This window comes from Azospirillum sp., assembly GCF_035628975.1.
In the GTDB taxonomy this organism is placed as follows: Bacteria; Pseudomonadota; Alphaproteobacteria; order Azospirillales; family Azospirillaceae; genus Azospirillum.
The window spans coordinates 41,145-66,341 of record NZ_DASPIS010000034.1; the positions used below are offsets into that span (position 1 = coordinate 41,145).

The following is a 25,197-nucleotide window of genomic DNA, read 5'->3' on the forward strand; positions in this document are numbered from 1 at the left end:
TCACCTCCGCATTGACCTTGGCACACGAGTGGGGAGGTTGGTGAAGGACGCTCGCCGACGATACCGATCTTGTCATCGCCATCCCGTCGAACACTAAATGTTGGCCAGCACCGTTACGCTTCCCTGATCTTGCGGCTGTATTGAGGAGGATAGCTTGCCGCTTCAATCAACGTCGCGAAATTATGGGGGCGACTGCACGAACAGCCCTGGACACAGGCCACATGCGAATGAAGGATATGCAGCGACATAAGATTGTTGCTACAGAGTGCTCCTAGAGCTTTCGGGCTGATCTGGAAGACGCGGGTATGGATCAGATCGGTATAACCTCAGCATTTATTCACAAGCGGGATTGGACCGAAGTCGCGGATGTGGAAGTTAGCGGCTTCGAGTTCACGATTGCTCAACATAATCGAGTGCCTGCGTACTTGGCTGGAAAGCGTCAAGATGACGATCGATTCCGCCGCTTCTTTTGGATCGAGATCAAGCCGTTAGACCGAATCGGCAAGAGACTCGGATACCAGCAACTCCATGTGATAACGCGGATGCTAACGGTGGATTCTGCATGGGCCACCGCAACCGGTGCCATTATGCACAAGTGGCTTTGTTCGATAGTGGGGCCGATCATGATCGGGCGGCACTCCTACTCCGGCACTCAATCACTGTGGGCTGCATTGTCGCGTGATCCCGATCTGGCTGTCGAGATTGTTGATTTGAATACATTTCAAGTGGTTAGCGGAGGGGCTGGCCTGGAGTGCAATGAAGTCGAAATATCTTGCTCTCGCAGTTCCCTAGATGAGCCGTTCCGGCTCGTTGTGAGGCCAGTCGGCTCCGGGTTACTCAGCAGGTGAAGAAATCCGCTTTGGAGCATTGCATGGGAGTAGATGGTGTGTGCGATTGGTCAGCGACATTGCTGACGAGACTATTCAGGTGTGCCGCCCACAGCCATTCAAGATAGCATCCGGCAGAAGAGAAAAGATGAGTGGAGATCTCGACCTTTTTAAGGTGATGAAAGAAGCCCTCGCAGAAGGAGAGGAATTCGATCGGCAGATGATGTCGGCCGGATGGACGATGACGCGGGACATCCGACTACGGGCGTTTCTTCAGCTTTCAGCGGAAAGGCTACCAGAAGGATCACGGTTCTTCATCCGTGACGGAAACTTTTTCCGCGGTGGAGAACTTGTGCACCGGCAGCACTCAATGCCGATTGTGGTCACCAAGTGCGACAACGTCTGGCTGCCGCCCATCCCGGAGATCGTGAGCGATATTTGGGATGAGGTTGCCGCATTGGCTCGGGCTCAGCCGCAGGCCTTCCAGGCCGCGGTGCAGGGTATCCTTGATGTTGATCTGGCATTCGAGACCTATCCGCTGTGAGGATGTTGATGTGCTTCTAGAAACAGCCGCTGGGGCGGTAGAGGCCGCCTCCTCATCCTGCAGCTTAGAATGCGGATGTGGTACGACATGCTCACATGCGGTGCCAGGCATCAACGATAGGTTAACCTCCTACGGGAATACTACTTCCACAGACAAAGTTTGGAGGTCTCGCCATGGCTAGGTACACGGTACAGCGGCTCACAGGCCAAAACTGGGCCACTCATGTTAGCAATATTGCAAGCCAGCAATCCGCCATCGCAAATGCCCAGTCTGTAAAGAAAAGCAATCCAAATCACATAATCCGAGTTGTTGATGATAACGGCAACACAGTAATTCAGTTGTAATAACTAATACCCTCTTCTCCGGAGGGGCGGATTAAATCTCGCCCCTTTGGATTACTGTAATTAAATTGAGTTCATAGGCTCATTATTGCCTTCCTTCACTCCGCATTCCGAGTGAATTGATGGCCTTCCATCAGTGGCCACGCGATGAGGTGATGGGCCACACATTGGAAGTGTTTCACCACTGCCTCTTGCTGAGCGTGGTTGACGAAAGCAAATACGCAGTAGATCAGAGCCAACTCGTCATCATGAATCCAGACATGGCCCATTGACCATTCTTGATCAAGTTGACCGAGCCGTCCGCAGAATACCTCAATGTCATCCTGCAACTCCCATAAGCGATTATTATCCACAGTGATAAAATGGGAATAGGGGGCCAAACCGTCGCACACTTCACGAATATGCGGTGTCATGGGCCAGCCCATGCTTGCGACGCACGCTTCGATGGGCGTGCAGACCGGGTAGTCGATCACCGGGTACCCAGTTCCCTCCAGCTTCTGCAGGAGGTACGGCAGATCGAAGGCCGAAATTCGGTGGTTCCAGAGAGCGACCAGGATCTTGGCATTCAGCGTGATCCACGCGGCGACGAACTCGTGGTCCTGCGGCTCCAAGCTGCCCTCAGTGGTCTGGGCCGCCGGGTTGATTAGCACCTTGGTCGTATCCACGATGTTGGCGTCAGGGCTGTGGGTGTGGGCAACCAGGATCATCGGCAGTTCTTCGGGGGCTATCCTCTGGTCGATCCACACCGACATCGGCAGCCCGGTGTTGTACGGCCGGAGGACGCCCCAGTCGTGCTCCGTCACGATCTCATCGGCCTCGTCCTGGTCTGAGCCGTCGCAGGTCCACCCGACCGCATCCAGGAGTTCGCCATCGTAGATCTCGCCTGCCCAGTAAGCCAGTAGGGCGGGGCGGTGCTGTTCGATCCATTCTCTCAGCCTGCCGAGCACACCGGGGTCGAGGAACATCGGACCATCCAGCACCTCGACGGGATCGAGGCCGACGAGAGCGAAGTCGCTGTTCAGGTGAAACCAGGGCGTGACGACCAACGACGCAGCCTGCGATTTGCCGTCGTGCGTTCTAGCCCAGACGTCCACGGGGAGACCAGTCGTCCGTTGGCAAATTCGCGTCACGTGCAGAGGGTCGACCAAGTCGTAGATCATTTCGCCCCCACCTCGGCTATTCTACAGGGCTATCACGAGTCTGGGAGTTGTCAACCGGCCACCTGTTCGACGTACCGGTGCGAAAGGCTGGAAGATTGGATGCTCTCGCCGACTTGACGACTCCGAAATCCATGAGACGCTGTACAGAGTGGAGTGGAGAAGGCGATGCAAGACCGTATTGAGTTGCCGCCGAACGTTGTCGCGAACAAAACCGGCAGCCATAATGAAGAAGCCATCCGCTTCCGCGTGAAGCAACAGGATTTCCTGGCTATAGTAGCTGCTATCGTGAATAACGAGTGGAGCGGCTGCCTCGACTACCTTGTGCTCTCCGATTGCCACTCATGCCACGACGTGGACACGACCATCTGGTTTACGCTCCCGTCTGAGATCGATCAATTTTTCTCTCTGGTCCGTGGCGTTGAGTTCAGCAGCCACGGCGAAAACACTCAGACTGCCGACGAACTGGAGTACATCGGTGATGAGGACGACGAGGAACCGTCGGGGAGTTCGGTTGACGCTCCGCCGGTCATAATGCACGAACGGACGTGGTTCAACGTCATCGACAGAGGGACCATCGACACGCTGAAGCTTGGCATGTCCTGGGGGCTGGACGGAAAGGATGTCAGCCGGTTCGCGGAAGCTCAGCTTGAACATGCCTCTTGGTGGGCGACGCAATGGGGCGGGTGGACTCCGGAGGAATTGGCCGACTGGCTGCGGCGGGAGGCCGACCGGATCAGCCCGCCTGAGAATGAGTGACGCGACGTGGCCTACTTGCTTCCGGTGGTCTTGGGCGGCAAAATCACCTACGCCTCGCTCCCACTTGCAGCCGGCTAACGAAGGCTGCGGGTGCGTAGGTCACGGGCAGGTGCGAAGTGCTGGCCGCGATCACCGAGGCGGCCACCTTTCTGCCCAGTCTCAAGGCGGGCAGCCCACGACGCCAGATGCCCGGCCGATGGCCGTCCCCCGCTCAAACGTCCAACACGTTTCGCAGGCTCATTGCTATCCTACCATGAAGGTTGGCCGTGAAGTGTGGTGTCGATGCGGTAGCTTGGCCATACTATGGGGGATAGAGCGAATTCGTTGGAGGTGCACGGGTGCCAGAAAGACTCTATAGGTGCTGGGCGATCGCCTATGAATCCAAGGATAATGCGGTTGCAGTCGAGTTTGGAGAAGAATTCTCTATTAGCAAAATTGGTGCTAGGGAAGCAGCATCAATATATGCCGAACGTCTCTTTAATGAGCACGGCGATGAGTGGTTCAAGGTTTCTAGTTACACACCGAGCCATGTTGATGACGAATACGATATGGAGCCAGTGCATTACTTCAGCGAGGGCAAGCGGTTCAGGTATATTGATATTGGGGTGATAGACACCGCCGGCAGAGAATGGGGATATCGCGTGAAGGTAGAAGGACCGCCCCATGCTTTCTATGCCGGGCAGAGCCTGTGGTAGTAAACAGGCTTAACTGGATCCTGTACTTGGATAAGCCTCACCTTTGCCGGCTTCATAGTTTGAAGATCCTGGAGATAAGGAGTGCGATTGTGTCAGACCCCAGTTGCTCTCAGTCCGCAATCCCTCAAACTACCGCTCAGTGTGACGAAGCGGCTCCCGCTGCTGAGGATATAGATTACGACCCTGCGGTGGTTTCCTCGGTGCTCCGGGCCGCAAGAGGGCATTTGGTTGAATTCGATAGCATTGAGGCGGCATGTAGTTATCTCGGCCTCGACGACTTGCACCCAGCCTCTTCTGTCACCGCCGAACACGGCTACTGGATCACTCGCGATGGGGAGGTCCTGAGCGTCGACCGGGAGGGGCACATCGCTGTCCTCATGGACCGCGACGAGTTCATCGACCTCAGCCCTACTCAGCCGTATGCGGACTGGTACACCGCCGCCCTGGACCGTTTCTGGGTTCGGGTTGTGGCCCCGGCCGGTGATCGGCGGCAGTTCCGTTTCCAATACGTGAAGCTTACTTCGGCGACCCGGTCGGAGTTGATCAGGTTGATCGTTGGGCTGGAGCTATACGGTCAGTACATCTTCGAGGCAGCCACCTACCTGACGTTCGCCTCGCGGGAGGAAACGGTCCGGTTCGTTGAGCACTACGACGAGGCCGTGGCAGAGATGGCGACTGACACCTAGAGCATGCGGTGATCTCGCAAGCCAACGGGACCCCTGATTGGGCGGCTTTGGGATTCGGCACCAAGCCCCAGATATCCTCCTGGATGATCACTTCTTCCGCCGCTCAGCATTGCGGCGGTGCAGATAGGGTAGCCAAGGCTGGAGTCTCGGTGACGTGCGGTCCCGCAGGAACACCTCGAACTCCTCATCCGTGGTGTCGTCGGTTAAGGTCATGATCGCGGTCGGCGGCTCCAAGGCGGCTCGGATGATCTCCCGTTGCACCGGCATGAGATCTCGGAAGGACTGGACCAACTCGACGTCTGTCGGGGCCACGTCCAGCAAGGCGACCGGATCATGGCCGCGGAGTTCCAGTAGGTAGCCGACCGCTTTACCCTCGGCAGGGTAGCGGTTCACGATGGTACCATGGGTGCCAGCGGGTACGAGTACGCCGGCTTCGTGCTCAATCTGGCAAACCAGCTTCACGACATCGTGCTCGTCCATCCTGACCTCCTGGCCGCGGAGCCATCTGAGCAGATCATCGTCCGTCATCCGGCGGAGTGTCCGCTGGTAAGCCATCCCGTTTCAGGGGAATCCGAAGCTTAAGGTGCTTGGCTTCGGGATCTGGCTGATCCATCAGCAGCTTTGCCCAGGTAAAACCGTCGCCAACCCCGTACAACCCCAGAGCCTCAGCCTGGGCCAGCTTGCTGTTCACCCATTGGAGAAACGGCTTGTAAGCGTGGGCGATCAGTAGGGCCTCGCGGCTCTGATAGATCAAAGGTGGTCCGCTGCCCGGAGCCGGTAGGTCGCGGCACAAGCGGCAGATCCAACCGGTATCGGTTTTCAGCGGGATGGCATCGAACTCCGCGATCTCATCCCATCTGTCGTCGGGATCAGTCAGGTGTCTCGCCGTCACGACAAGGCTGTCCCTGACCAAGGTGACGAGCACCCAATTAGTCGGGGCGAACTCCCATTCCCTGTCGCCAATCCGACGGAGCGGGATGGCAAAATGGTGCTGGTTCGCCTCATACCACACCAAGAACGTCTTCAGAGACAAGCCTGCTACCACGCGTCAGCCCCACAGAGATGTCCCGAGCCGCCAACCTCGTCGGCGTGCGATCCGTGTACCGCCCCAGTCCACCACAGATTCGCAAGCTGTCAACTCGACTGCCTTCCGCTGATGCACGGTAGCCGGCCGTCCTCCGACATGGTTGCACGTCCGCAGATCAAGATGGCCTGTGGTGTTGAGGCGTGCGTATGCCCCGATCACATGGCGGTCGCCTCCGACCAGGACCGCCTGCTCACCGCAATCAAGCAGGAGATTTGGCGAGAGGTAGCGGGGAGCCCTCGCCTCCGGCCCGGCGGCGATTCCCCGAGGTCCTCGAACTCCGGCATGCCGGCGTCACACCCGCCGAAATCGCCGCCAGGCTCGGGATCAGCCGGTCCAGCGTCTTCCGGGCATTGCGGGAGGCGAAGGTGGTGGCCTGAGTGGCTTGGCCTGGCCGGGTTGATTAGAGGTGTTGCCCACCCGACGAACATCGCCATCGAACCTCTCACCGGTACCGCCTACTTCTCAACGCCATGGCGTGCACGGCAAAGCAAAATGAGCCACTAGCGAGATCGACGGCGTCGGCCAGGAGCGACATCAGCCCTGCGGTGATGTCGCTCCTGATACTGGAGGCTAGCATTCCGGACTACGCCCACCACAACGCTATCATGGCGGCGGACACCAACTTAGCCAGCTTGATTGGCGTCGTGACCAGGGGAGGACGGCCGAGAGAACCGTTCAACGCAGGCGGCGAGGCTGGTCAGGGTGGTCTCATGATACAGCCAGGGTCCTGCTGAGGCCTTGCAGGAGATAGTGATCTCCATGATCGTGGATGATCGCCGTGAAGGTGCCGACCGCAACCGTGACGCTCGGTTCGAAACTGGCCATTTGACGCCTTCCTGGACAAGATACCGTAGGGTTGGGTTGGAATCGTTAATCAGCGATTAACATATGGGCGTATGCCGGGCGATACCTACTAATCGAACGATACGGTCACACATCTATTTTCTGTAGAACCGAAGATTGCGTCAGCGAGCATTTGTGCTAAAGTGAAGCCATCAACAGGAGGGCATCACATGGCGGACATCATCGTGGATCGGACGGATGGCTCGGGGTTCAGCCTGCCGGAGGGTTGGGCCATCGACGCCGACGCCACCGAGGCGGCAAACAGCATGACCGACGACGCATTGCGGGCAGAGGGGCCGAAGCTCTTGGCTGACGCCCTAAACCTCGAAGAGTTTGACCGGGCCGCCACGTGGGCCTGGGCCATGAAGCGGCGAGGGTGCCTGCCGGCGGGGAAGTTCAACAGCAAATCTTGAGACCAGAAGGGCCGGGGGACTCCCCGGCCCTCTCGTTTTGGTCACCCCAGGGCGAATGCCTTTGACGCGTCACGGGACAGAACACGAGCGTAGGTCTCAGCGTGGACGCTGAGCGTATGACCCATTTGCTTGGCGACCAGGAGGGTAGGGACGTGCTGGCGGTGCAGGGCGGCCCAGATGGCGAACGAATGGCGTAGTGAATAGAGGATGCGTCGGTTGCCGGCCCTGTCCACCTTTAGCCCGGCAGCCTGAAGCAGGCGGGTGAAACTGCCCTCCAAATCTCGGTAAGGCATGATTGGATCCTGGTCGGTTTTCGGCGTGGCTAGGGCGTGGAGTTGCCGAAACCAATGGGCCACGTAGGGCTTAAGCATGATCGTTCGGCCCGGTTTGACATCGTTGCCCTTGATGAACAATTCGGCGGTCCGAACCCTGAGGCCCTGTACGCGAGAGTGAGCCTCTCGGATGAAATCCAAATCGACCCATCGGACGTTCATGACCTCGGCCGTCCGCATACCGGTGCAGGCCATGATTTTGATGACGAAGTCCAGTATTCTGCGTTCGCGATAGTGCCGAGAGTTGCCTTTGTTCCTGGGACCACTCTGGCCCTCTCCCCGTGCTTTTTGTCGGTGCTCCAGATAACGGGCCATATCCGCGTTGGGGGCAGGACAAACCTCGAATACCCGCTCACGGGACATCCGGCGGAGCCGGACATATTCACGCCATGTGAAATCGGAACGCTCGGTCTTGTGCCGATCCAATGGTAGATACGCCTGCTTCGGCTTGGCCCGCGGGGTGACCCAGCCAGATCGAACCGCGAAGCGGAACAGGTCATTCACCGCGGTCAACATGATGTTCATGCTGGCCGGCCTGAGGGTTTTGCGAAGTTTCCGGTTCTGTCGCCAGTCCCGAAACCGAACCATGTCAGCGTCGGTGAACTGGTCGATGGCTCGGTCAGCGGCCCACCCTACGAAATCGCGTTGGACCACCAGGGCGTAGTTTTCTGCCGTATCGCCGGAGATCTCGCCTCTGGTCTTTCGAGCCTGGAGGTCCTCCAGGTATTTCGGCAGAACCTGCAAAAGGGTCGGGCTGCTGACCGGAAGGTTTTGGTGCAGCCGCCCCTGAACGGTCAAGAGGGCCGCTTCGGCCACCCGCTTGGCCGCGTCCAGGCTACGCTCCCCCGTGGTCTTTCGGACCCGCGGGTGACCCGGTATTTGGATCACGTACTGCCAGCGACTACTGGACGGCGGAAGATAAAGCGTCAGGTACCGATTGACCTGCACCTGTTCCCGGAAAAATCGCTTTTCGGACATGGGGTTGGCCCAGTACGGACTTTGACAAAAGTTTGACAAAGACCGTACCGCCGGAGCCCCGCGTGGGCAAGCCAGAACCCTTGCGGTGTCTCACTTTTCTCCCTGTTCTGGCACTGTCAAAGTCCTCGCAGGGCCTCTTGAGAAAAAACAAAGAACTCAACGCATTAGGCTCGACAATCTCCTTGGTCATCTCGATGTCGGCCCGGCTGGGGGTGGGATCGCCGGAGGGGTGGTTGTGGACCAGGATCACCGCACTGGCCGACAGCTCCAGCGCCCGCTTCACCACCTCGCGCGGGTAGACGGGGGTGTGGTCGACGGTGCCGCGCTGCTGCACCTCGTCGGCGATCAGCGTGTTCTTGCGGTCGAGGAACAGCAGGCGGAACTGTTCCGTCGGCTCATGCGCCATGGCGGCGGAGCAATAGTCGATCAGCGCCTGCCAGGAGGCCAGCACCGGCCGGTCGATCACCCGCTGCTGCAGGGCGCGCAGGGCGGCGGCTCCGACGATGCGGACGGCGGCGACGGCGTTGTCGGTGCCGAGCGACACGCCCTCCGCCTTCAGCCCGCGCAACCGCTCCGGCGGCGCGTTGACCACGCCCCACAGGTCGCCGAAGGTCCGAATCAGCATTTTGGCGAGCGGCTTCACGTCGCGCCGCGGGCTGACGGCGAACAGCACCATCTCCAGCAGCTCGTAATCCTCCAGCGCGTCGGGTCCGCGATCGAGGAGGCGGCGGCGCAGGCGGTTGCGGTGGTCCAGATAATGGGGATCGCCGTCGGCCGGCTCATCGGCCTGCCCATCGTCCAGAACCGGCAACGAAGCGCTACCCGCGAGCGTGGCATCGGCGATTGAGGCCAGAATTTCCGGAAACGGCAGGAGACCGGCGGTCAGGCCGGCATCGTCCATTTCCGCTCCGCTCCCCACGCCTTCGGCTTTCCTGCCGCGTCCAGTCGTTTTGCGTCCTGCCATCGATCAGCGCCATCCCTATGTATGGCACCGACTATAGCGTCTGAATGCGCGAGCGCACAGGGGGTGTGCTCGCGCTTCAGGAAGTCGGAGTCCGGTCCGGCGACGGTTCTCAGACGATCGCGGTGTCCGGGATGGTGCCGGTCAGCACGGCGCGGACATTGTCGGCGATCATATGGCCGGTGCGGACGCGCGCCTCGTCGGTGGTGGCGCCGATGTGCGGGGTCAGGATCAGGTTCGGCACGCCCTGGAACGGGTTGTCGGCCGGCAGCGGTTCCGTCGCGAAGACGTCCAGCAGGGCGCCGCCGAGATGGCCGCTGGTCAGCGCCGCGGCCAGCGCCGCCTCGTCGACGATGCCGCCGCGGGCGACGTTGACCAGGATGGTGCCGGGCTTCAGCCGGGCGATCACCTCGGCGTTGACCAGATTGTGGGTCTCCGGCGTGTAGGGCAGGTGGAGCGACAGCGCGTCGGCGGTGTCCCAGATGCGGTCGAACGATACCTTCTCCACGCCCATGCGGGCCCAGACCGGATCGTCGGCCGGCACATGCGGGTCGGCGGCGATCACCGTCATGTCCAGCCCCTGGGCGCGGCGGGCGACATGGCGGCCGATGCGGCCGAAGCCGACGATGCCCAGCGTCTTGCCCGACACCTCGCGCCCGATCAGCCGGCCGCGCGGCCATTTGCCGGCGACCACGTCGGGCGTGGCGAAATAAGTTGTGCCGCGCACCAGCATCATCAGGCCGGCGATGGCCAGCTCCGCCACCGACACCTCGTTGGCGCCGGTGGCGGGCAGGACGGCGATGCCGCGCTCCCGGCAGGCCGGCACGTCGATGTTGTCCAACCCGACGCCCAGCCGGCCGACCGCCTTCAGGTTGGGGAAGGCGTCGAAGAAGGCGCCGCGGATCTCCGTCTCGTTGCGGATGCAGATGGCGCGGGCGGTGCTGCCCATCGCATACAGCTCGTCCAGGCGCTTGTAGAGCGTCTCGTCGTAATGGACGTCGAAGTCGCGGCGCAGGTCATCGACGGCGCTCGGCTGCATGAATTCGGAAATGATGATGTCGGGCATGGCGGAAGGCTCGATCAAGAGGGAGGGTCAGAGCGTGATGCCGGCGGCGTCGAGATAGGGCTTCAGGTTCAGCAGCTCGATGGTCGTCTCGCCGGCTTCCAGCTTGTGGCGGTAGGCCTCTTCCGCGGCCTCGCGGGCGGCGGCCTTTTCCAGCGTGTCGGCGGCCAGCGCCTGGGGCACCACCACCACGCCGTCGTCGTCGGCGACCACGATGTCGCCGGCCGACACCATCACGCCGCCGCAGACGATCGTCGTGTTGATGTCGCCCTTGGCGTCGGTCTTGTTGGTGCCCTTCATGTTGGTGCCGCGGCAGAAGACCGGGAAGCCCATGTCGCGGATGGCGACCGCGTCGCGCACGCAGCCGTCGATGACCAGCCCGCCCAGGCCGCGGGCGATTGCCGACGCGGTCAGCACGTCGCCCCAGGGGCCGGCGTCGGTCATGCCCTTGAAGTCGACGACCAGGATGTCGCCCGGCTTCGCCAGCGCCACCGCGATGTGGATCATCAGGTTGTCGGTCGGCCCGCAGGACACGGTCAGCGCCGGCCCGCACAGCCGCATGCCGGGGAACAGCGGCTTGATCGGGTGGCCCATGGCGCCCTTCTTGCCCATCGCCTCGTGCAGGGTGGCGGGGGATTGGGCGCGCAGAGCCTCCACCGTCGCGGCGTCGGGGCGGACGAAATCCTTGTGAACGGTCATGCCGGGAACAGCCTTTCGGGAATGAGCGGCAAACGGACTGTTTGGTGCCGGATGCGCCCTGGAACGGGTGAAACGTGATAGATGAACAAGTAATAGAATATTTAGAGGTAGCTGAAAATATCCAAACGGTGGTTGATCGGCGGAAAATCGCCTCTACGATGGGCGTGCCGCAAGAAAGACGCCGGCTTGGCGTCTGGCGATCGATAAAAAGCAATTGAAAGATGCCGCATCCGACTGCGCGGCGATCCCGGGTTGGCCCCGGCTGTTCAGCGGATGCGAACCGAAGGAGTCGATGTATGGATACGAACGCGCGTCCCGCCGTGCGGGGTGGATCGACAGGAACGGCCGCCGATCCGGTCGGAACCGGACGGTTCGGTGCCCTTTCGCGCGGCCTGCGGCGACGTGCCGCCCGGCTGGCCGGTGCTGCCGGGATCGCCGCCTCCGCGCTGGCTGCGGCCTTCGGGCTGGCAGGGGCGGGCGCGGCCTGGGCGGCCTATCCGGAGAAGCCGATCACCTTGATCGTCGGCTATGCGGCCGGTGGCGGATCCGACTTCATCGTCCGCTCGCTCGCCCCCTTCATAGAGAAGGAACTGGGCGGCAGCACCCGCGTCATCGTGATGAACCGTCCCGGTGCCGGCGGCGAAATCGGCTTCGCCGCCATCGCCGACGCCGCCCCCGACGGCTACACCATCGGGCTGATCAACTCGCCCAACGTCGTGACGATCCCGATCGAACGCCAGGCCCGTTTTTCGCTGGACCGGCTCGACCCGCTCTACAATCTGGTCGACGATCCCGGCTCCTTCGTCGTCCACAAGGACAGCCCCTACCAGACGCTGGCCGATGTCGCCGCCTTCGCCAAGGCCAACCCCAACAGCGTGACGGTCGGCACCACCGGCATCGGATCGGACGACCATCTGGCGATGCTGATGTTCCAGCGACTGACCCAGACCAAGCTGACCCATGTGCCCTTCCCGGGCAGTGCCGACGCCCACCGCGCGCTTCTGGGCCGGCACATCCAGGTGACCTCGATGAACATCGGCGAATCGGCGCGGGCGCGCGAAGGCGATCCCATCCGCATCCTGGGCGTGATGACCGAGGAGAGGTCGGCCCAGGCCACGGACGTGCCGTCCTTCAAGGACCAAGGGTTCGACGTGAAGATGGCGTCGTTGCGCGGTCTGGCCGCGCCGGTCGGGCTGCCGCCGGACATCCGTGCCAAGCTGGTGGATGCCATCGGCAAGGCCGTCCTGCATCCGGAATTCCAGGAGATCGCCCGCAAGGCCTATCAGCCGCTGCGCCTGCTGCCCCCCGACCAGTATGCGGCGGAGCTGAAGACCCAGGAGGCGACCTTCCGTGCCATGTGGAAGGAAACCCCCTGGCTGAAGTAAGGAACTGAGATTTCCTTGAACGAGTCTCGGCCGTCATTCCCGCGAAGGCGGGCTTGCCGGCCGAGAAACGCAAGCTTTGACGCTGGAATGAAAAAGGGCGCCGGCGATTGGCCGGCGCCCTTTCATTTCGCATCAACCTTGCGCAGGTCTTACTTCAGCCAGGGGTTCGTGGCCCACAGCTCGCGCAGTTCCTTGGTCGAGTCGGCCAGTTCGGCGGCATACTTCTCCGGCGGCAGCAGGCGGACCGGCTGGTACAGCTCCTTCGCCTTGGCCTGGAAGCCCGGATCGTTGGCGGCCTTGTCCAGCGCGTCGACCAGCTTGGTGCGGACATCCGGCGGCAAACCCTTCGGAGACGCGATGCCGCGCAGCGAGGACATCAGCGCGGCGAAGCCCTGGTCCTTGAAGGTGGCGATGTCGGGAGCCTGTTCCACCTTCTTCTCGGCCATCACGCCCAGGACGGCGATCGGGTCCTTCTGCTTGTACTGCATCGCCTCGCCGATGTTCACGGCGCTCAGCATGATCTTCTTGTTGGCCAGCGCCGCTTCGTTGGCGGCGGAGCCCTGGAAGGGCACATGGGTGAAGGTCACGCCGGCCTGGCGCTGGAACACCAGCATCGCCAGATGGTCGTCGGAACCGATGCCGGTGGTGCCGACGGTGACGCCGTTCGGGTTGGCCTTGGCGAAGGTCACCACGTCGGCCAGCGTCTTGAACTGCCCTTCGTTGTGGACGGCGAAGGAGCTGGGATCGTCGACCAGATTGTAGAGCGGGTCGAGCCGGTCCAGCGAGTAGCGGGCCTGGCGTTCGATCGGGATGGCGTTGACGTTGGGCGAGTTGATGGCGCCGATGGTGTAGCCGTCGGGGGCGGCGTCGGCGATGGCGGCGAAGCCGATCTCGCCGCCGGCACCGGGCTTGTTCACCACCTCGACCCGGGCGCCGTCGCCCAGCTGCTTCTCAAGGAAGGGCGCCAGGGCGCGAATCAGCAGATCGGTGCCGCCGCCGGCGCCGAAGGCCACGATCATCGTGATCGGCTTCTCCGGATAGGCCGCCTTGGCGTTCGTGGCCGACATGAACATCGCACCGGCCGCAGCCGCCAGAGTCAGAGACTTCCAGAACTTCATGATCCCCCCTTTGATGATGCGCTGCACAGGGTGGGCCGGAGTCGGCAAGCCCTGCGCGGAACGGGGCGGAGTCCGGTCCGTTCCGGCACGAATCGGCACCATCCCGGCGGGATCGGCTGTAATCGTGCGCGGCGGCGGTCCAGATGCCGCTGAATATCTGAGGATGTTCCTACATCAGCAAGAACAGGCCTTCAACTCCGCAGCATACGATTTCGCGTCGTCGCGTCAATACACCGCAGAATATTGCGAAGGATTGGTGAATGTGATGAGGGTTGGCAAATAAATACTGTGTATTGGTTCGGGAGTGTGGTGGCTTTTGTTCGGGTTGGCTTGCGCAGGGCAAGTCGAGAATCATGTGCTGACAGTCGTCTTACGCTCGCCGCCCATCAGCGCCGTCTAACGCGAAGTTGTATATCTTCCGCGCCATTTACCGGATGGCCCGCGCGGTTTCTCTTTATTGGAGAACACAGCGTGGTGCCGTGTCTCCATAATATGTACCGCGTTTTCCGCCTCCCGCACCTGTCGTTCCGTCCATGCGGGCGCGGCGCGAAAGACGGGCGGCGGCGGCCGGTGTTTCGGGGCATTCCCGGGCGTTGACAGTTGGTGGGCACCGCACTATGGTGCGCGCCTTCAATCGAGCCGCCGAGCGTTCAGGAACAGCATCATGAAAATCGTCAACTCCCTGAAGTCGATGAAGACGCGCCATAAGGCCTGCCGCGTGATCCGCCGCAAGGGCCGCGTCTACGTCATCAACAAGCAGAACCCCCGTTTCAAGGCCCGCCAGGGCTGATCGATCCGCAAGGATCGATCGACTGCGAGGCCGGGCATCGCGCCCAGCCTCTCCGTCATCGGGTGTTTACGCAAGAGCCGCGCCTTCGGGTGCGGCTCTTGCGTTTTGAGGTCCCGGCTTCCGATTGCCGCATCGTCTTGTATTAGGATCCCGGCGGATGGTACGTGTGGCGGACGAGTTCGCCGCAACGGGAAAAGGACCGCCCGCCATGAAGATGCCGGTGCCGGACAGCGGGGTGATCGCCCGCCGCCGGGAGATCGTGGAGGCGCTGCGCGCCATCGTTCCCGGCGAAGGCGTGATCGTCGACGAGAACGAACTGCGCGCCTATGAATGCGACGGGCTGACCGCCTACCGCCAGCTCCCGATGGTCGCCGTCCTGCCCAGCACGGTGGAGCAGGTGTCCCAGGTCCTGAAGGCCTGCAAGGCGATGGGGGTGAAGGTGGTGCCGCGCGGGGCCGGCACCTCGCTGTCGGGCGGAGCGCTGCCGCTGGCCGACGGCGTGCTGCTGGGCATGGGCAAGTTCAAGCGCATCCTCGACATCGACTATGCCAACCGCTGCGTCACCGTGCAGCCGGGAGTGACCAACCTCGGCATCTCCAACGCGGTGGCGCATGAGGGCTTCTATTACGCCCCCGATCCGTCCAGCCAGATCGCCTGTACCATCGGCGGCAACATCGCCGAGAATTCCGGCGGCGTGCACTGCCTGAAATATGGGCTGACCACCAACAACGTGCTGGGGCTGGAGATGGTGCTGATGGACGGCACCGTCATCCGGCTGGGCGGCAAGCATCTGGACGCCGGCGGCTACGACCTGATGGGCATCGTCACCGGGTCGGAAGGGCTGCTGGGCGTGGTGACCGAGGTCACCGTGCGCATCCTGAAGAAGCCGGCGACCGCCCGCGCGGTGCTGCTGGGATTCCCCAGCAGCGAGCAGGGCGGCGACTGCGTGGCGGCGATCATTGCCGCCGGCATCATCCCCGGCGGCATGGAGATGATGGACCGCCCCGCCATCCACGCGGCGGAGGCCTTCGTCCATGCCGGCTATCCGCTGGACGTCGAGGCGCTGCTGATCGTCGAGCTGGACGGTCCGGCGGCGGAGGTCGACCACCTGATCGACCGGGTGGAGGCCATCGCGCGGGACAAGGGCGCCTGCTATGCCCGTGTGTCCACCAGCGAGGAGGAGCGGCTGGCCTTCTGGGCCGGGCGCAAGGCAGCCTTCCCGGCGGTGGGGCGGATCAGTCCCGATTACTACTGCATGGACGGCACCATCCCGCGCAAGGCGCTGCCGCTGGTGCTGCAGCGGATGCAGGAGATGTCGGACCGCTGCGGCCTGCGCGTCGCCAACGTCTTCCATGCCGGCGACGGCAACCTGCACCCGCTGATCCTCTACGACGCCAACAAGCCGGGCGAGTTGGAGGCGGCGGAGGAGTTCGGCAACGACATCCTGCGCCTGTGCGTCGAGGTCGGCGGCGTGCTGACCGGCGAGCATGGGGTGGGCGTGGAGAAGCGCGACCTGATGACCGACCAGTTCGACGAGGCCGATCTCCAGCAGCAGCAGCGGCTGAAATGCGCCTTCGATCCCGACGGGCTGCTGAATCCCGGCAAGGTCTTCCCCACGCTGCACCGCTGTGCCGAGCTTGGCCGGCTGCATGTCCACCAGGGGGAACTGCGCTTCTCCGACATCCCGCGCTTCTGAAGGGCCGCCGCTCGCCATGACCATCACCACATTGAAGCCGGAGACCGCCGCGCAGGTGACCGACGCGGTGCGCTGGGCGCTGTCGGCCGGCGAACCGCTGGAGATCCTGGGCAGCGGCAGCCGCCGCGGGCTGGGCCGCCCGGTGCAGGCCGGCCACGCGCTCGACCTGTTCGGCCTGTCGGGCGTCATCGCCTATGAGCCGGAGGAGCTGGTGCTGACCGCGCTGGCCGGCACGCCGATGGACCTGATCCGCAGCATGCTGGCCGAACGCGGGCAGCATCTGGCATTCGAGCCTCCCGAAGGGGGGACTCTCGGCGGGTTGGTCGCCAGCGGGCTGGCCGGGCCGCGGCGCATCTCCGCCGGTTCCGCCCGCGACCATACGCTGGGCATCGCCGGGGTCAGCGGCCGGGCGGAGGCCTACAAGGGCGGCGGCAAGGTGGTGAAGAACGTCACCGGCTATGACGTCCCGAAGCTGATGGCGGGCTCCTTCGGCACGCTGACCGCGCTGACCGAGATCACCGTGAAGGTGCTGCCGGCGCCGGAGGATACCGCGACGCTGCTGCTGTTCGGGCTGGACGACGCGGCTGCGGTGGCGATGCTCGACCGGGCGCTGCGCAGTCCCTACGAAGTGTCGGGCGCCGCCCATCTGCCGGCGGCGACCGCGTCGCGGTCGGGGGTGGCCGACGTGGCGGAAGCGGGCGGGGCGGTGACGCTGGTGCGGCTGGAGGGCTTCGGCCCCTCGGTCGCCGCGCGCGTGACCATGCTGCGCGAGGAGTTGCGGGCCGACGCGGTGCTGGGCCGCGAGGAGTCGCTGGCGCTCTGGCGCGAGGTGCGGGATGGGGCGGGCTTGGGGGAGGTAGTCGCTGATTGCCCCCACCCTAACCCTCCCCCGCCTTCGGCGGGAGAGGGGGCCTTGCAGACGACGCCCCAATCTCCCTCCACCGCGCGAGCGGGGGAGGGTCGGGGAGGGGGCATGAGCACTGCCCAAGTCGCGCACACCCCCCACCTCTGGAAACTCTCCGTCCCCCCCTCCGCCGGCCCCACCACCGTCGAGACCATCAGCCGCAAGCTCGACGTCGAGGTCGTCTACGACTGGGGCGGCGGGCTGGTCTGGCTGGCGGCGCCGCCCGACTCGGGCGCAACCATCCGCGGCGCTCTCTCCGCCGGTGGCCACGCGATGCTGGTGCGGGCGCCGGAGGCGGTGCGCGCGGCGACGGACGTGTTCCAGCCCTTGCCCGAGCCGCTGATGGCGCTCAGCCGCCGGGTCAAGGAAAGCTTCGACCCCAAGGGCATCCTCAACCCCGGCCGCATGTATGCGGGGCTGTAACGGGAAGACCGATCTCGATGCAAACGAACTTCTCGCTGGCCCAGCTGGCCGATGCCGCGATCCGCGACTCGGAGCAGATCCTGCGCAAATGCGTGCATTGCGGCTTCTGCACCGCGACCTGTCCGACCTACACCATCCTGGGTGACGAGCTGGACAGCCCGCGCGGCCGCATCTACCAGATCAAGGACATGCTGGAGAAGGGCGGTCCGCCGCCCGACACCACGGTCAAGCACATCGACCGCTGCCTGTCCTGCCTGTCCTGCATGACGACCTGCCCGTCGGGCGTCCATTACATGCATCTGGTCGATCACGCCCGCGCCCATATCGAGGCGACGCACACCCGTCCGCCGGCCGACTGGGCGATGCGCGACCTGATCGCGCGGGTTCTGCCCAACCCGCGGCTGTTCCGGCTGGCCCTGCTGGGAGCGTCTGTGGGGCGGCCCTTCCGCGCCATGCTGCCCAAGCGTCTGTCCGCCATGCTGGCGCTGACCCCGTCCAGCGTCCCGGCGCCGAGCTACAGCGACCGGCCCGGCGTGCATCCGGCCGAGGGACCGCGGAAGAAGCGCGTCGCCCTGCTGATCGGCTGCGCCCAGCAGGTGCTGGCCCCGCAGATCAACGAGGCGACCATCCGCCTGCTGACCCGCCATGGAGTCGAGGTGGTGGTGTCCAAGGGCGCCGACTGCTGCGGCGCCCTGACGCACCACATGGGCAAGGAGGACCTCGCCCACGCCGCCGCGAAGAAGACCATCGACGCCTGGGCCAGGGAGATCGAGGGCGAGGGGCTGGATGCCATCGTTATCAACGCGTCCGGCTGCGGCACCAGCGTGAAGGATTACGGCCACATGTTCCGCGAGGACTCCGCCTACGCCGTCAAGGCGGCGCGGGTGGCGGATCTCGCCAAGGACGTCACCGAACTGATGGACGAGATCGGGCTGGCCCGCCCGGTGGTGGAGACGGGGCAGGCGGTCGCCTACCACTCCGCCTGCTCCATGCAGCACGGCCAGCGCATCAAGGAGCCGCCGCGCGCCCTGCTGCGCGCCGCCGGATTCCTGGTGAAGGAGATCCCCGACGCCCATCTCTGCTGCGGGTCGGCCGGCACCTACAACATGCTGCAGCCGGAACTGGCGGGGGAACTGCGCGACCGCAAGGTCGCGGCCATCGAAAGCACGGCTCCCCAGGCGGTGGCGGCCGGCAACCTCGGCTGCATCACCCAGATCGCGTCGGGCACCGGCCTGCCGGTGGTCCACACGGTGGAGTTGCTGGACTGGGCGACCGGCGGCCCGATGCCGGAGGCGCTGGCCGGCAAGGCGGCTTTCCGGCAGGGCGGCGCGCGGGCGGCCTGACACCTGCCGTGGGATAAGGAGGGGAAGGGACGCGGGGCGGCGACGCGCGGCGGCGTGGGCGGAGCGGGGGTTTCATACCCCCACAATTCTGTGTTTATCTGCGTTCATCTGTGTCAGAAGATCCGCCCGCTTCACCGCCTTCCGTCCCAGCCCCATTCCGTTCAGGTCATCGCCTTGTCCTTGCCACCGTCCTCCTCGCCACCCACGGAAAACATCGGCATGAGCGCCGGCTATGGAATCACCCATCGCCTGTCGGCCTGGGGCGTTCACATCTTCACGGCCAGCGGCGCCGTGCTGGGGCTGCTCGGCCTGTTGGCGGCGGCGGCGGGCGATGCGAAGCTGTGCCTGATGTGGCTGGGCATCGCGCTGGTCGTCGACGGCGTGGACGGCACGCTGGCCCGCCGCGTCTCGGTCAAGCAGGTGCTGCCGGGCATCGACGGGTCGGCGCTGGACCTCGTCATCGACTACCTGACCTATGTCGTGGTGCCGGCGGTGTTCATGCACCGCTTCGGCCTGCTGCCGGAGGGGCTGGTCAGCATCGCTCTCGCCGCCTGGATCCTGCTGACGGCGCTCTATTGCTTCGCCAATGTCGGGATGAAGAGCGGCGACAATTATTTCGTCGGCTTCCCGGCGATCTGGAACGTCGTCGCCCTCTACCTCTGGCTGCTCGACCTCAATCCCTGGTTCAATGCGGCGGTGGTGGTGGCGCTGGGGCTGCTCACCTTCACCACGGTCAAGTTCCTCCACCCCTTCCGGGTCAAGGCGCTGATGCCGCTGAACATCGCGGTGACCACGGTGTGGCTGCTCTGCTGCATCGCGCTGGTGGTGCTGGAGCCGGCGCGTCCGGGCTGGCTGTTCGGCTTGTGGCTGGCGACCTCGATCTATTACGCCGCCGTCTGCGCCTGGCGGAGCCTGCGCGGTCCCTGATCCTCGGAATTCCACGGTTGGGGAACAGCTCTGCGTGACGGGCGTTGCCTGGACGGCAAGTCCAACGGCAACCCGGCGCAGCAGAGAGGATCCCGCCTTGGCCACGGCTCATCCGATCCGGATCGGCACCGCCGGCTGGAGCATTCCCAAGCTGTCCGCCCCGGCATTCCCAGCCGACGGCACCCATCTGGAGCGCACCGCCCGCGTCATGGCGATGACCGAGGTGAACAGCAGCTTTTACCGTCCGCACAAGCCGGAAACCTGGGCGCGCTGGGCCGCCTCCACCCCGCCCGGTTTCCGCTTCGCGGTGAAGCTGCCCAAGGCGATCAGCCATGAGGCCCGGCTGGTGGGCGCCGACGCCGCGCTGGAGCGCTTCCTGGCGGAGGCCGGGATGCTGGGCGACCGCTTCGGCCCGCTGCTGGTCCAGCTGCCGCCCAGCCTGCGCTTCGACCGTGCGGTCGCGGAGGACTTCTTCGCGCTGCTGCGCGCCCGCTTCGACGGCGACGTGGTGTGCGAGCCGCGCCATGCCTCCTGGTTCACCGATGAAGCTCAGTCCCTGCTGATCGCCCACCGCGTCGCCCGTGTCGCCGCCGATCCCGCCCCGGTTCCGGGGGCCGGAGAGCCGGGCGGCTGGGACGGGGTGCGCTATTGGCGGCTGCACGGGTCGCCGGTGATCTACCGCTCCGCCTACGGGCCGGCAGTGCTGGACGCGCTGGCCGAGCGGCTCCGGCAAGAGGCGGCGCTGCGGCCGGTCTGGTGCGTCTTCGACAACACCGCCGATTTCCATGCCGTGGACGACGCCTTGGCGACGATGGAGCGGCTGCGGGTCCGGTCATAGGCGCAATTCTCTATCGGACGACCCCCCAGCACGACCGAGACAGTGCATTGTTGCAAGGCTATCCTGCCGCGAAATGCCCCCGATAGGAGGGGCAACGGCGTGCAGGTGGTGTGGTTATGGAGTTCGTCGTCCTACTGCTGATCTTCGGCTTCCTCACCCACCGGCTGGACCGGCGGCTGAAGGCGCAGGAGGCGGAAATCGCCACGTTGCGCGGCCGGTTGGACAAGGCATTGGCCGGCGCCGCCCCTCTGCAGGCATCCCCCTCCGCCGAGGCTGAGGCTGCGGCGATGGAGGAACCACCGCCGGAGCAGCTCCCCGAACCGGTCCTTGCCGCCGAAGCGGCTCCCGTGCCCGAAGAGGCCGTGCAGCCTGCGGCACCGGAACCCGCCGCAACACCATCCCCCACGCCGCCGCGGGCGGGCTGGCGCGAGTTGGAGGAATCGCTTGCCTCGCGCTGGCTGATCTGGCTCGGCGGCGGCACCATGGCGCTGGCGGCGGCCTTCTTCATCAAGCTGTCGGTGGAGCATGGCTGGCTCGGGCCCGGCGTGCGGGTGGCGCTTGGGCTGCTCGCCGGCTTCGGGCTGATGGTGGGGGGAGAATGGCTGCGCCGACGGCCGGCCCAGCGCGCCGTCGCGGCGCTCCGGCCCGATTACGTGCCGCCGGCCCTGACCGCCGCCGGCCTGTTCACCGCCTTCGCCAGCGTCTATGGCGGCTTCGCCCTGTTCGACCTGTTCGCCCCGCTGGTCGCCTTCGCGCTGCTGGCGGCGCTGTCGATCGTCGGCATCGGGCTGTCGCTGCTGCAGGGGCCGTTCATCGCCGCATTGGGGCTGCTGGCCGGCTATGTCACGCCGCTTCTGATACCGTCCGACAATCCGGACGCCTGGGGCCTGTTCGCCTATCTGCTGGCGTTGAACGGGGCCGGCATGGCGGTGGTGCTGTATCGCCGCTGGCGCTGGCTCGGCTGGGGGGCGCTGGCCGGTGCGGCGCTCTGGCCGCTGGTGTGGATGATCGACCCGTGGCGCAGCGGCGACGCGCTGCCGACCGGCCTCTACCTGCTGCTGACCTCCGCCCTGTTCCTGGTTCCGGCCGTGCTGGGCGTGGTTGCGGGTACCGCGGAGGACCGGCTGGCGGAGCCGGCGCCCGCCACAGGCTGGCGCAGGGCGCTGCCCGACTGGATCCGGCGCAAGCAGCGCCATCCCGCCGACCGGCTGGCGATGATGGCGATGCGGGTGTTCGGCCTGCTGGTCGCCGCCGTCACCTGGAGCGACGGGCATGACGCGGTGTCGCTGACCGTCCTCACCCTGTTCGCGCTTCTTGCCATGGCCGCCGGCCGGCGGACCGAGCGGATCGCCGGGGTCGCCTGGATCGCGGCGCTGACCGTGCTGCTGTCGCTGGCGCCCTGGAGCCTGCCCTATGTCCCGTCCAGCCCGCCGCCGCTGACTGCGGAGGGACAGCCGCTGATCGTCGCCGATCCGGTCGGCTACCCGGCTGAGGTGGCGCGCTTCCTGTGGGTGGCGGGCGGCTTCGCGGCGCTGTTCGGCATCGGCGGTTTCGCCGCGCTGTGGGGAGCCCGGCGGGCGGCGCTGTGGGCATCCCTGTCGGCCCTGGTGCCGCTTGCCCTGCTGACGCTGGCCTATGCCCAGGTGACGCCGCCGGAAACCGCCATCGGCTGGCCGGCCGCGGCGCTGGGGCTGGCGGCCCTGCTGGTGGCCGGCACCACGCCGCTGGCCCGCCATCGCCACCGGCCGGGTGCGGCGCTGGGCCTTGCCGCCTTCGCCGCCGGGGCGAGCGGCGCCATCGCGCTCGGCGCCACCATGACCCTGCAGGAGGCGTGGCTGACCGTGGCGCTGGCGATGCAGGTGCCGGTGCTGGCTTGGCTGGAGCGTCGGATGACCCTGCGCGAACTGCGCGGGGTGGCCCTGCTGGTGGCGGTCGCCGTTCTGGTCCGGCTGGCGATCAACCCCTATGTGCTGGATTACGAAGGCTATGCCTGGATCGCCTACGGCTATGGCCTGCCGGCGCTGGGCTTCCTGGTGGCGGCGCGGCTGATGCGGACGGCGCCGGATGGCCAGGGAAACATTGGAAGCGGTGACGATCTGGTGGTGATGGTGCTGGAGGCCGGCGCCCTGATCTTCACCACCCTGATGCTGTCGCTGGGCATCCATCGCTGGATGGCCGGCAGCCTGGAGGCGGAGCCGTCCGGCCTGACGGAGGTGGCGCTGCACACCCTGTCCTGGCTGGGGCTTGCCCTGCTGCTGGCGGCGGACCGGCGCTGGAGCGCGCGGCCGGTGGCGGTGTGGGGCCGGCGCCTGCTGGTCCTGCTGGCCGCCGCGACCGCCTTCTTCCTGCATCTGCTGGCGCTGAACCCGCTGTGGAACTTCGAATGGGTCGGCAACTGGCCGGTGGTCAACCGGCTGCTCCTGGCCTATGGCGCGCCGGCCGTCCTGCTGCTGCTCTATCTGTGGTACGACCCGCCGCCGTCGCGCAGCCTGCGGAGCGCCGCGCCGGTCCTGCCGATGCTGCTGATTGCCACCAACCTCGCGCTGGAGATCCGCCGCGCCTTCCAGGGGCCGGTGCTGAACGGCTACGAGATGTCGGACGCCGAATGGTACAGCTATTCCGTCGGTTTCCTGCTGTTCGCGGTGGCGATGCTGGTGGCGGGGATCCGCTTCGGCTGGGGCTGGATGCGCCATGTCGGTCTGGTGCTGGTGCTGGCGGTGGTCGCCAAGGTGTTCCTCAGCGATATGTCGGATCTGGAGGGGATGTACCGCGTCGCCTCCTTCCTCGGCCTCGGCATTTCGCTGGTTGGCATCGGCTGGCTGTACCAGCGGCTGCTGCGCCCGCCCGCCGCCGGCACCCCGCCCGAACCGAAGCCGGAGCCGCCGCATTCTCCCGCGGATGATCTGCCCACTGACAATATGGTGGACCAACGGACGCATTGACACGCCGCGTAGGGAACGCTCCCATACGGTGAAGGATGGGCCGGGACGAAACCCGGCCCCCGCCACCGGAGGAGCAGCGCTCATGGCAAGCGACACGCACGGCAACGCCTATCCCATCCTGCCCGACGGCGAGGAGGGCTTCACCGTCGAGGCGGCGCGGATGAAGTTCGGCCCCGGCATGATGGCCGAGCTGGGCGGCGATGCGCTGTCGCTGGGTATGACGCGGGTGGCACTGTTCACCGACCCGCGCGTTGCGGCGACGGCGCCCTTCGCCATGGCGCTGGAGTCGCTGAAGCGGGCGGGCATGGACCCGGTGGTCTATGACCGTTGCCGGGTGGAGCCGACCAGCGCGTCGTTCCTCGACGCCGCCGATTTCGTGCGGGACGGCGGATTCGACGGCTATGTCTCCATCGGCGGCGGCTCGGTGATCGACACCGCGAAGGCGGCGAACCTCTACGCGACGTATCCGGCCGACTTCCTCGCCTACGTCAACAAGCCGCTGGGGGAGGGCATCCCGGTCCCAGGCCCGGTCAAGCCGCACATCGCTTGTCCGACCACCTGCGGCACCGGCAGCGAGACCACCGGCGTCGCCATCTTCGACCATGTGGAAAAGCAGGTGAAGACCGGCATCTCGTCCCGCTTCCTGCGGCCGAGCCTCGCCGTCGTCGATCCCCGCACCATCGACAGCCTGCCGCCCGGCGCCATCGCCGCCACCGGCTTCGACGTGCTGACCCACGCCATCGAGAGCCACACCGCGCGTCCCTTCCGCTCCCGCCCGCGTCCCGAATCGCCGATGGCCCGTCCGCCCTACCAGGGCGCCAACCCGTGGTCCGACATCGGCAGCCTGCAGGCGATCCGGCTGGGCGGGCAATGGCTGGAACGGGCGGTCAACGACCCCGACTGCGCCGAGGCCCGCGACGCGCTGATGTTCGCGGCGACGCTGGCCGGTCTGGCCTTCGGCAATGCCGGTGTCCACATCCCGCACGCCATGTCCTATTCGGTGGCCGGGATGAACCACAGCTTCACCGCCACCGGCTACGAGACGGTCGACCCGATGGTGCCGCACGGCATCTCGGTGGTGCTGAACGCCCCCGCCGCCTTCCGCTTCACCGGCCCCGCCGCGCCGGATGCCCATCTGCGCGCCGCCGAGGCGCTGGGCGCCGACACGCGCGGCGCTGTGCCGGAGGATGGCGGCGAGTTGCTGGCGACGCGGCTGATCTCGATGATGCGCGCCACCGGCCTGCCGAACGGGCTGTCGGCGCTGGGCTATGGCGAGGCCGACATCCCCGGTCTGGTCAAGGGAGCCGCCGCCCAGCAACGCCTGCTGACCATCGCTCCGCGCCCGGTGTCGGAAGATGACCTGCGCGGTCTGTACGCGGATGCGATGCGTTATTGGTGAGGAGCATCTTGGGGGTGGCACGAATCCCCTCTCCCCCCGCTCACGCG

General features: G+C 65.2%; 23 protein-coding genes and 1 pseudogene. 16 read left to right on the forward strand and 8 right to left on the reverse strand.

The features are described from left to right. Window positions 1-305: 305 nt before the first annotated feature. Window positions 306-848, forward strand: a complete 543-nt coding sequence (locus VD964_RS07235; protein WP_324867032.1) for a hypothetical protein — start codon at window positions 306-308, stop codon at window positions 846-848. Window positions 849-975: 127 nt separating this feature from the next. Next, window positions 976-1,371: a hypothetical protein gene (locus VD964_RS07240; RefSeq protein ID WP_324867034.1), complete on the forward strand. Its 396-nt coding sequence runs from the start codon at window positions 976-978 to the stop codon at window positions 1,369-1,371. Between the two features lie 439 nt (window positions 1,372-1,810). Here the strand turns inward: VD964_RS07240 and VD964_RS07245 are convergent, their stop codons facing one another. After that, window positions 1,811-2,872, reverse strand: coding sequence for a hypothetical protein (locus tag VD964_RS07245; protein WP_324867036.1), 1,062 nt, complete (start codon window positions 2,870-2,872; stop codon window positions 1,811-1,813). Window positions 2,873-3,037: 165 nt separating this feature from the next. Here VD964_RS07245 and VD964_RS07250 point away from each other — a divergent pair, with 165 nt between their 5' ends. The 3 genes from VD964_RS07250 (at window position 3,038) to VD964_RS07260 (ending at window position 5,009) form a co-directional block, all read left to right on the forward strand. Then, entirely contained in the window at window positions 3,038-3,628 is a 591-nt protein-coding gene (locus VD964_RS07250) for a hypothetical protein (protein WP_324867038.1), read from the forward strand. Window positions 3,629-3,966: 338 nt separating this feature from the next. Next, complete coding sequence (locus tag VD964_RS07255; RefSeq protein ID WP_324867040.1) at window positions 3,967-4,323, forward strand: hypothetical protein; 357 nt, start codon at window positions 3,967-3,969, stop codon at window positions 4,321-4,323. 224 nt (window positions 4,324-4,547) lie between these two features. Beyond that, window positions 4,548-5,009 (forward strand): hypothetical protein, encoded by a 462-nt coding sequence (locus VD964_RS07260; RefSeq protein WP_324867042.1) that lies wholly within the window; start codon window positions 4,548-4,550, stop codon window positions 5,007-5,009. Window positions 5,010-5,096: 87 nt separating this feature from the next. On the opposite strand, the gene VD964_RS07265 is transcribed toward VD964_RS07260, so the two are convergent. Together VD964_RS07265 and VD964_RS07270 are read right to left on the reverse strand one after the other, a co-directional pair. After that, entirely contained in the window at window positions 5,097-5,489 is a 393-nt protein-coding gene (locus VD964_RS07265; protein WP_324867044.1) for a hypothetical protein, read from the reverse strand. A gap of 34 nt (window positions 5,490-5,523) precedes the next feature. Next, entirely contained in the window at window positions 5,524-6,042 is a 519-nt protein-coding gene (locus VD964_RS07270) for a hypothetical protein (protein WP_324867046.1), read from the reverse strand. Window positions 6,043-6,242: 200 nt separating this feature from the next. On the opposite strand from VD964_RS07270, the gene VD964_RS29880 reads away from it, so the two are divergent. Beyond that, window positions 6,243-6,473 (forward strand): helix-turn-helix domain-containing protein, encoded by a 231-nt coding sequence (locus VD964_RS29880; protein WP_414637105.1) that lies wholly within the window; start codon window positions 6,243-6,245, stop codon window positions 6,471-6,473. 636 nt (window positions 6,474-7,109) lie between these two features. Next, window positions 7,110-7,352, forward strand: a complete 243-nt coding sequence (locus VD964_RS07275; RefSeq protein WP_324867048.1) for a hypothetical protein — start codon at window positions 7,110-7,112, stop codon at window positions 7,350-7,352. A 41-nt stretch (window positions 7,353-7,393) separates the two neighbouring features. On the opposite strand, the gene VD964_RS07280 is transcribed toward VD964_RS07275, so the two are convergent. The 4 genes and pseudogenes from VD964_RS07280 to VD964_RS07295 all read right to left on the reverse strand — a co-directional run bounded on the left by VD964_RS07280 (window position 7,394) and on the right by VD964_RS07295 (window position 11,385). Then, window positions 7,394-8,662: a tyrosine-type recombinase/integrase gene (locus VD964_RS07280; RefSeq protein ID WP_324867049.1), complete on the reverse strand. Its 1,269-nt coding sequence runs from the start codon at window positions 8,660-8,662 to the stop codon at window positions 7,394-7,396. A gap of 172 nt (window positions 8,663-8,834) precedes the next feature. Beyond that, window positions 8,835-9,626, reverse strand: a pseudogene (locus tag VD964_RS07285) (JAB domain-containing protein); the annotation flags it as partial. Window positions 9,627-9,735: 109 nt separating this feature from the next. After that, window positions 9,736-10,689, reverse strand: a complete 954-nt coding sequence (locus VD964_RS07290) for a hydroxyacid dehydrogenase (RefSeq protein WP_324867051.1) — start codon at window positions 10,687-10,689, stop codon at window positions 9,736-9,738. 27 nt (window positions 10,690-10,716) lie between these two features. Beyond that, window positions 10,717-11,385, reverse strand: coding sequence for a 4-carboxy-4-hydroxy-2-oxoadipate aldolase/oxaloacetate decarboxylase (locus VD964_RS07295; RefSeq protein WP_194914376.1), 669 nt, complete (start codon window positions 11,383-11,385; stop codon window positions 10,717-10,719). Window positions 11,386-11,681: 296 nt separating this feature from the next. Between VD964_RS07295 and VD964_RS07300 the strand changes: the two genes are divergently transcribed. Beyond that, on the forward strand, window positions 11,682-12,770 hold the full coding sequence (locus VD964_RS07300; RefSeq protein ID WP_324867056.1) for a tripartite tricarboxylate transporter substrate binding protein: 1,089 nt from the start codon (window positions 11,682-11,684) through the stop codon (window positions 12,768-12,770). 149 nt (window positions 12,771-12,919) lie between these two features. On the opposite strand, the gene VD964_RS07305 is transcribed toward VD964_RS07300, so the two are convergent. After that, window positions 12,920-13,888, reverse strand: coding sequence for a tripartite tricarboxylate transporter substrate binding protein (locus VD964_RS07305; protein ID WP_324867058.1), 969 nt, complete (start codon window positions 13,886-13,888; stop codon window positions 12,920-12,922). A gap of 664 nt (window positions 13,889-14,552) precedes the next feature. Between VD964_RS07305 and ykgO the strand changes: the two genes are divergently transcribed. The 8 genes from ykgO to VD964_RS07345 all read left to right on the forward strand — a co-directional run bounded on the left by ykgO (window position 14,553) and on the right by VD964_RS07345 (window position 25,150). After that, on the forward strand, window positions 14,553-14,678 hold the full coding sequence (gene ykgO, locus VD964_RS07310; protein ID WP_012973122.1) for a type B 50S ribosomal protein L36: 126 nt from the start codon (window positions 14,553-14,555) through the stop codon (window positions 14,676-14,678). Window positions 14,679-14,886: 208 nt separating this feature from the next. Next, window positions 14,887-16,374 (forward strand): FAD-linked oxidase C-terminal domain-containing protein, encoded by a 1,488-nt coding sequence (locus VD964_RS07315; protein ID WP_324867185.1) that lies wholly within the window; start codon window positions 14,887-14,889, stop codon window positions 16,372-16,374. A 16-nt stretch (window positions 16,375-16,390) separates the two neighbouring features. Next, entirely contained in the window at window positions 16,391-17,701 is a 1,311-nt protein-coding gene (locus VD964_RS07320) for an FAD-binding protein (protein ID WP_324867072.1), read from the forward strand. Between the two features lie 17 nt (window positions 17,702-17,718). Next, on the forward strand, window positions 17,719-19,044 hold the full coding sequence (gene glcF / locus VD964_RS07325; protein WP_324867074.1) for a glycolate oxidase subunit GlcF: 1,326 nt from the start codon (window positions 17,719-17,721) through the stop codon (window positions 19,042-19,044). Window positions 19,045-19,263: 219 nt separating this feature from the next. Next, window positions 19,264-19,971, forward strand: coding sequence for a phosphatidylcholine synthase (pcsA, locus tag VD964_RS07330; RefSeq protein ID WP_324867076.1), 708 nt, complete (start codon window positions 19,264-19,266; stop codon window positions 19,969-19,971). A gap of 97 nt (window positions 19,972-20,068) precedes the next feature. After that, window positions 20,069-20,809 (forward strand): DUF72 domain-containing protein, encoded by a 741-nt coding sequence (locus VD964_RS07335; RefSeq protein WP_324867078.1) that lies wholly within the window; start codon window positions 20,069-20,071, stop codon window positions 20,807-20,809. A gap of 116 nt (window positions 20,810-20,925) precedes the next feature. After that, a complete protein-coding gene (locus VD964_RS07340) occupies window positions 20,926-23,751 on the forward strand; it encodes a DUF2339 domain-containing protein (protein ID WP_324867080.1) in 2,826 nt (941 codons plus the stop codon). An 82-nt stretch (window positions 23,752-23,833) separates the two neighbouring features. Continuing rightward, on the forward strand, window positions 23,834-25,150 hold the full coding sequence (locus tag VD964_RS07345) for a hydroxyacid-oxoacid transhydrogenase (protein WP_324867082.1): 1,317 nt from the start codon (window positions 23,834-23,836) through the stop codon (window positions 25,148-25,150). Window positions 25,151-25,197: the final 47 nt, after the last annotated feature.

Excerpts from the sequence above, each read along its gene's own strand:
- VD964_RS07275 (WP_324867048.1), top strand. The coding sequence starts at position 7,110 with ATGGCGGACATCATCGTGGATCGGACGGATGGCTCGGGGTTCAGCCTG.
- VD964_RS07235 (WP_324867032.1), top strand. The coding sequence starts at position 306 with ATGGATCAGATCGGTATAACCTCAGCATTTATTCACAAGCGGGATTGG.
- glcF (WP_324867074.1), top strand. The coding sequence starts at position 17,719 with ATGCAAACGAACTTCTCGCTGGCCCAGCTGGCCGATGCCGCGATCCGC.
- VD964_RS07305 (WP_324867058.1), bottom strand. The coding sequence starts at position 13,888 with ATGAAGTTCTGGAAGTCTCTGACTCTGGCGGCTGCGGCCGGTGCGATG.
- VD964_RS07290 (WP_324867051.1), bottom strand. The coding sequence starts at position 10,689 with ATGCCCGACATCATCATTTCCGAATTCATGCAGCCGAGCGCCGTCGAT.
- VD964_RS07340 (WP_324867080.1), top strand. The coding sequence starts at position 20,926 with ATGGAGTTCGTCGTCCTACTGCTGATCTTCGGCTTCCTCACCCACCGG.
- VD964_RS07300 (WP_324867056.1), top strand. The coding sequence starts at position 11,682 with ATGGATACGAACGCGCGTCCCGCCGTGCGGGGTGGATCGACAGGAACG.
- VD964_RS07295 (WP_194914376.1), bottom strand. The coding sequence starts at position 11,385 with ATGACCGTTCACAAGGATTTCGTCCGCCCCGACGCCGCGACGGTGGAG.
- VD964_RS07345 (WP_324867082.1), top strand. The coding sequence starts at position 23,834 with ATGGCAAGCGACACGCACGGCAACGCCTATCCCATCCTGCCCGACGGC.
- VD964_RS07250 (WP_324867038.1), top strand. The coding sequence starts at position 3,038 with ATGCAAGACCGTATTGAGTTGCCGCCGAACGTTGTCGCGAACAAAACC.
- ykgO (WP_012973122.1), top strand. The coding sequence starts at position 14,553 with ATGAAAATCGTCAACTCCCTGAAGTCGATGAAGACGCGCCATAAGGCC.
- VD964_RS07280 (WP_324867049.1), bottom strand. The coding sequence starts at position 8,662 with ATGTCCGAAAAGCGATTTTTCCGGGAACAGGTGCAGGTCAATCGGTAC.
- VD964_RS07320 (WP_324867072.1), top strand. The coding sequence starts at position 16,391 with ATGACCATCACCACATTGAAGCCGGAGACCGCCGCGCAGGTGACCGAC.
- VD964_RS07245 (WP_324867036.1), bottom strand. The coding sequence starts at position 2,872 with ATGATCTACGACTTGGTCGACCCTCTGCACGTGACGCGAATTTGCCAA.
- pcsA (WP_324867076.1), top strand. The coding sequence starts at position 19,264 with ATGAGCGCCGGCTATGGAATCACCCATCGCCTGTCGGCCTGGGGCGTT.
- VD964_RS07315 (WP_324867185.1), top strand. The coding sequence starts at position 14,887 with ATGAAGATGCCGGTGCCGGACAGCGGGGTGATCGCCCGCCGCCGGGAG.
- VD964_RS29880 (WP_414637105.1), top strand. The coding sequence starts at position 6,243 with ATGCCCCGATCACATGGCGGTCGCCTCCGACCAGGACCGCCTGCTCAC.
- VD964_RS07265 (WP_324867044.1), bottom strand. The coding sequence starts at position 5,489 with ATGGACGAGCACGATGTCGTGAAGCTGGTTTGCCAGATTGAGCACGAA.
- VD964_RS07240 (WP_324867034.1), top strand. The coding sequence starts at position 976 with ATGAGTGGAGATCTCGACCTTTTTAAGGTGATGAAAGAAGCCCTCGCA.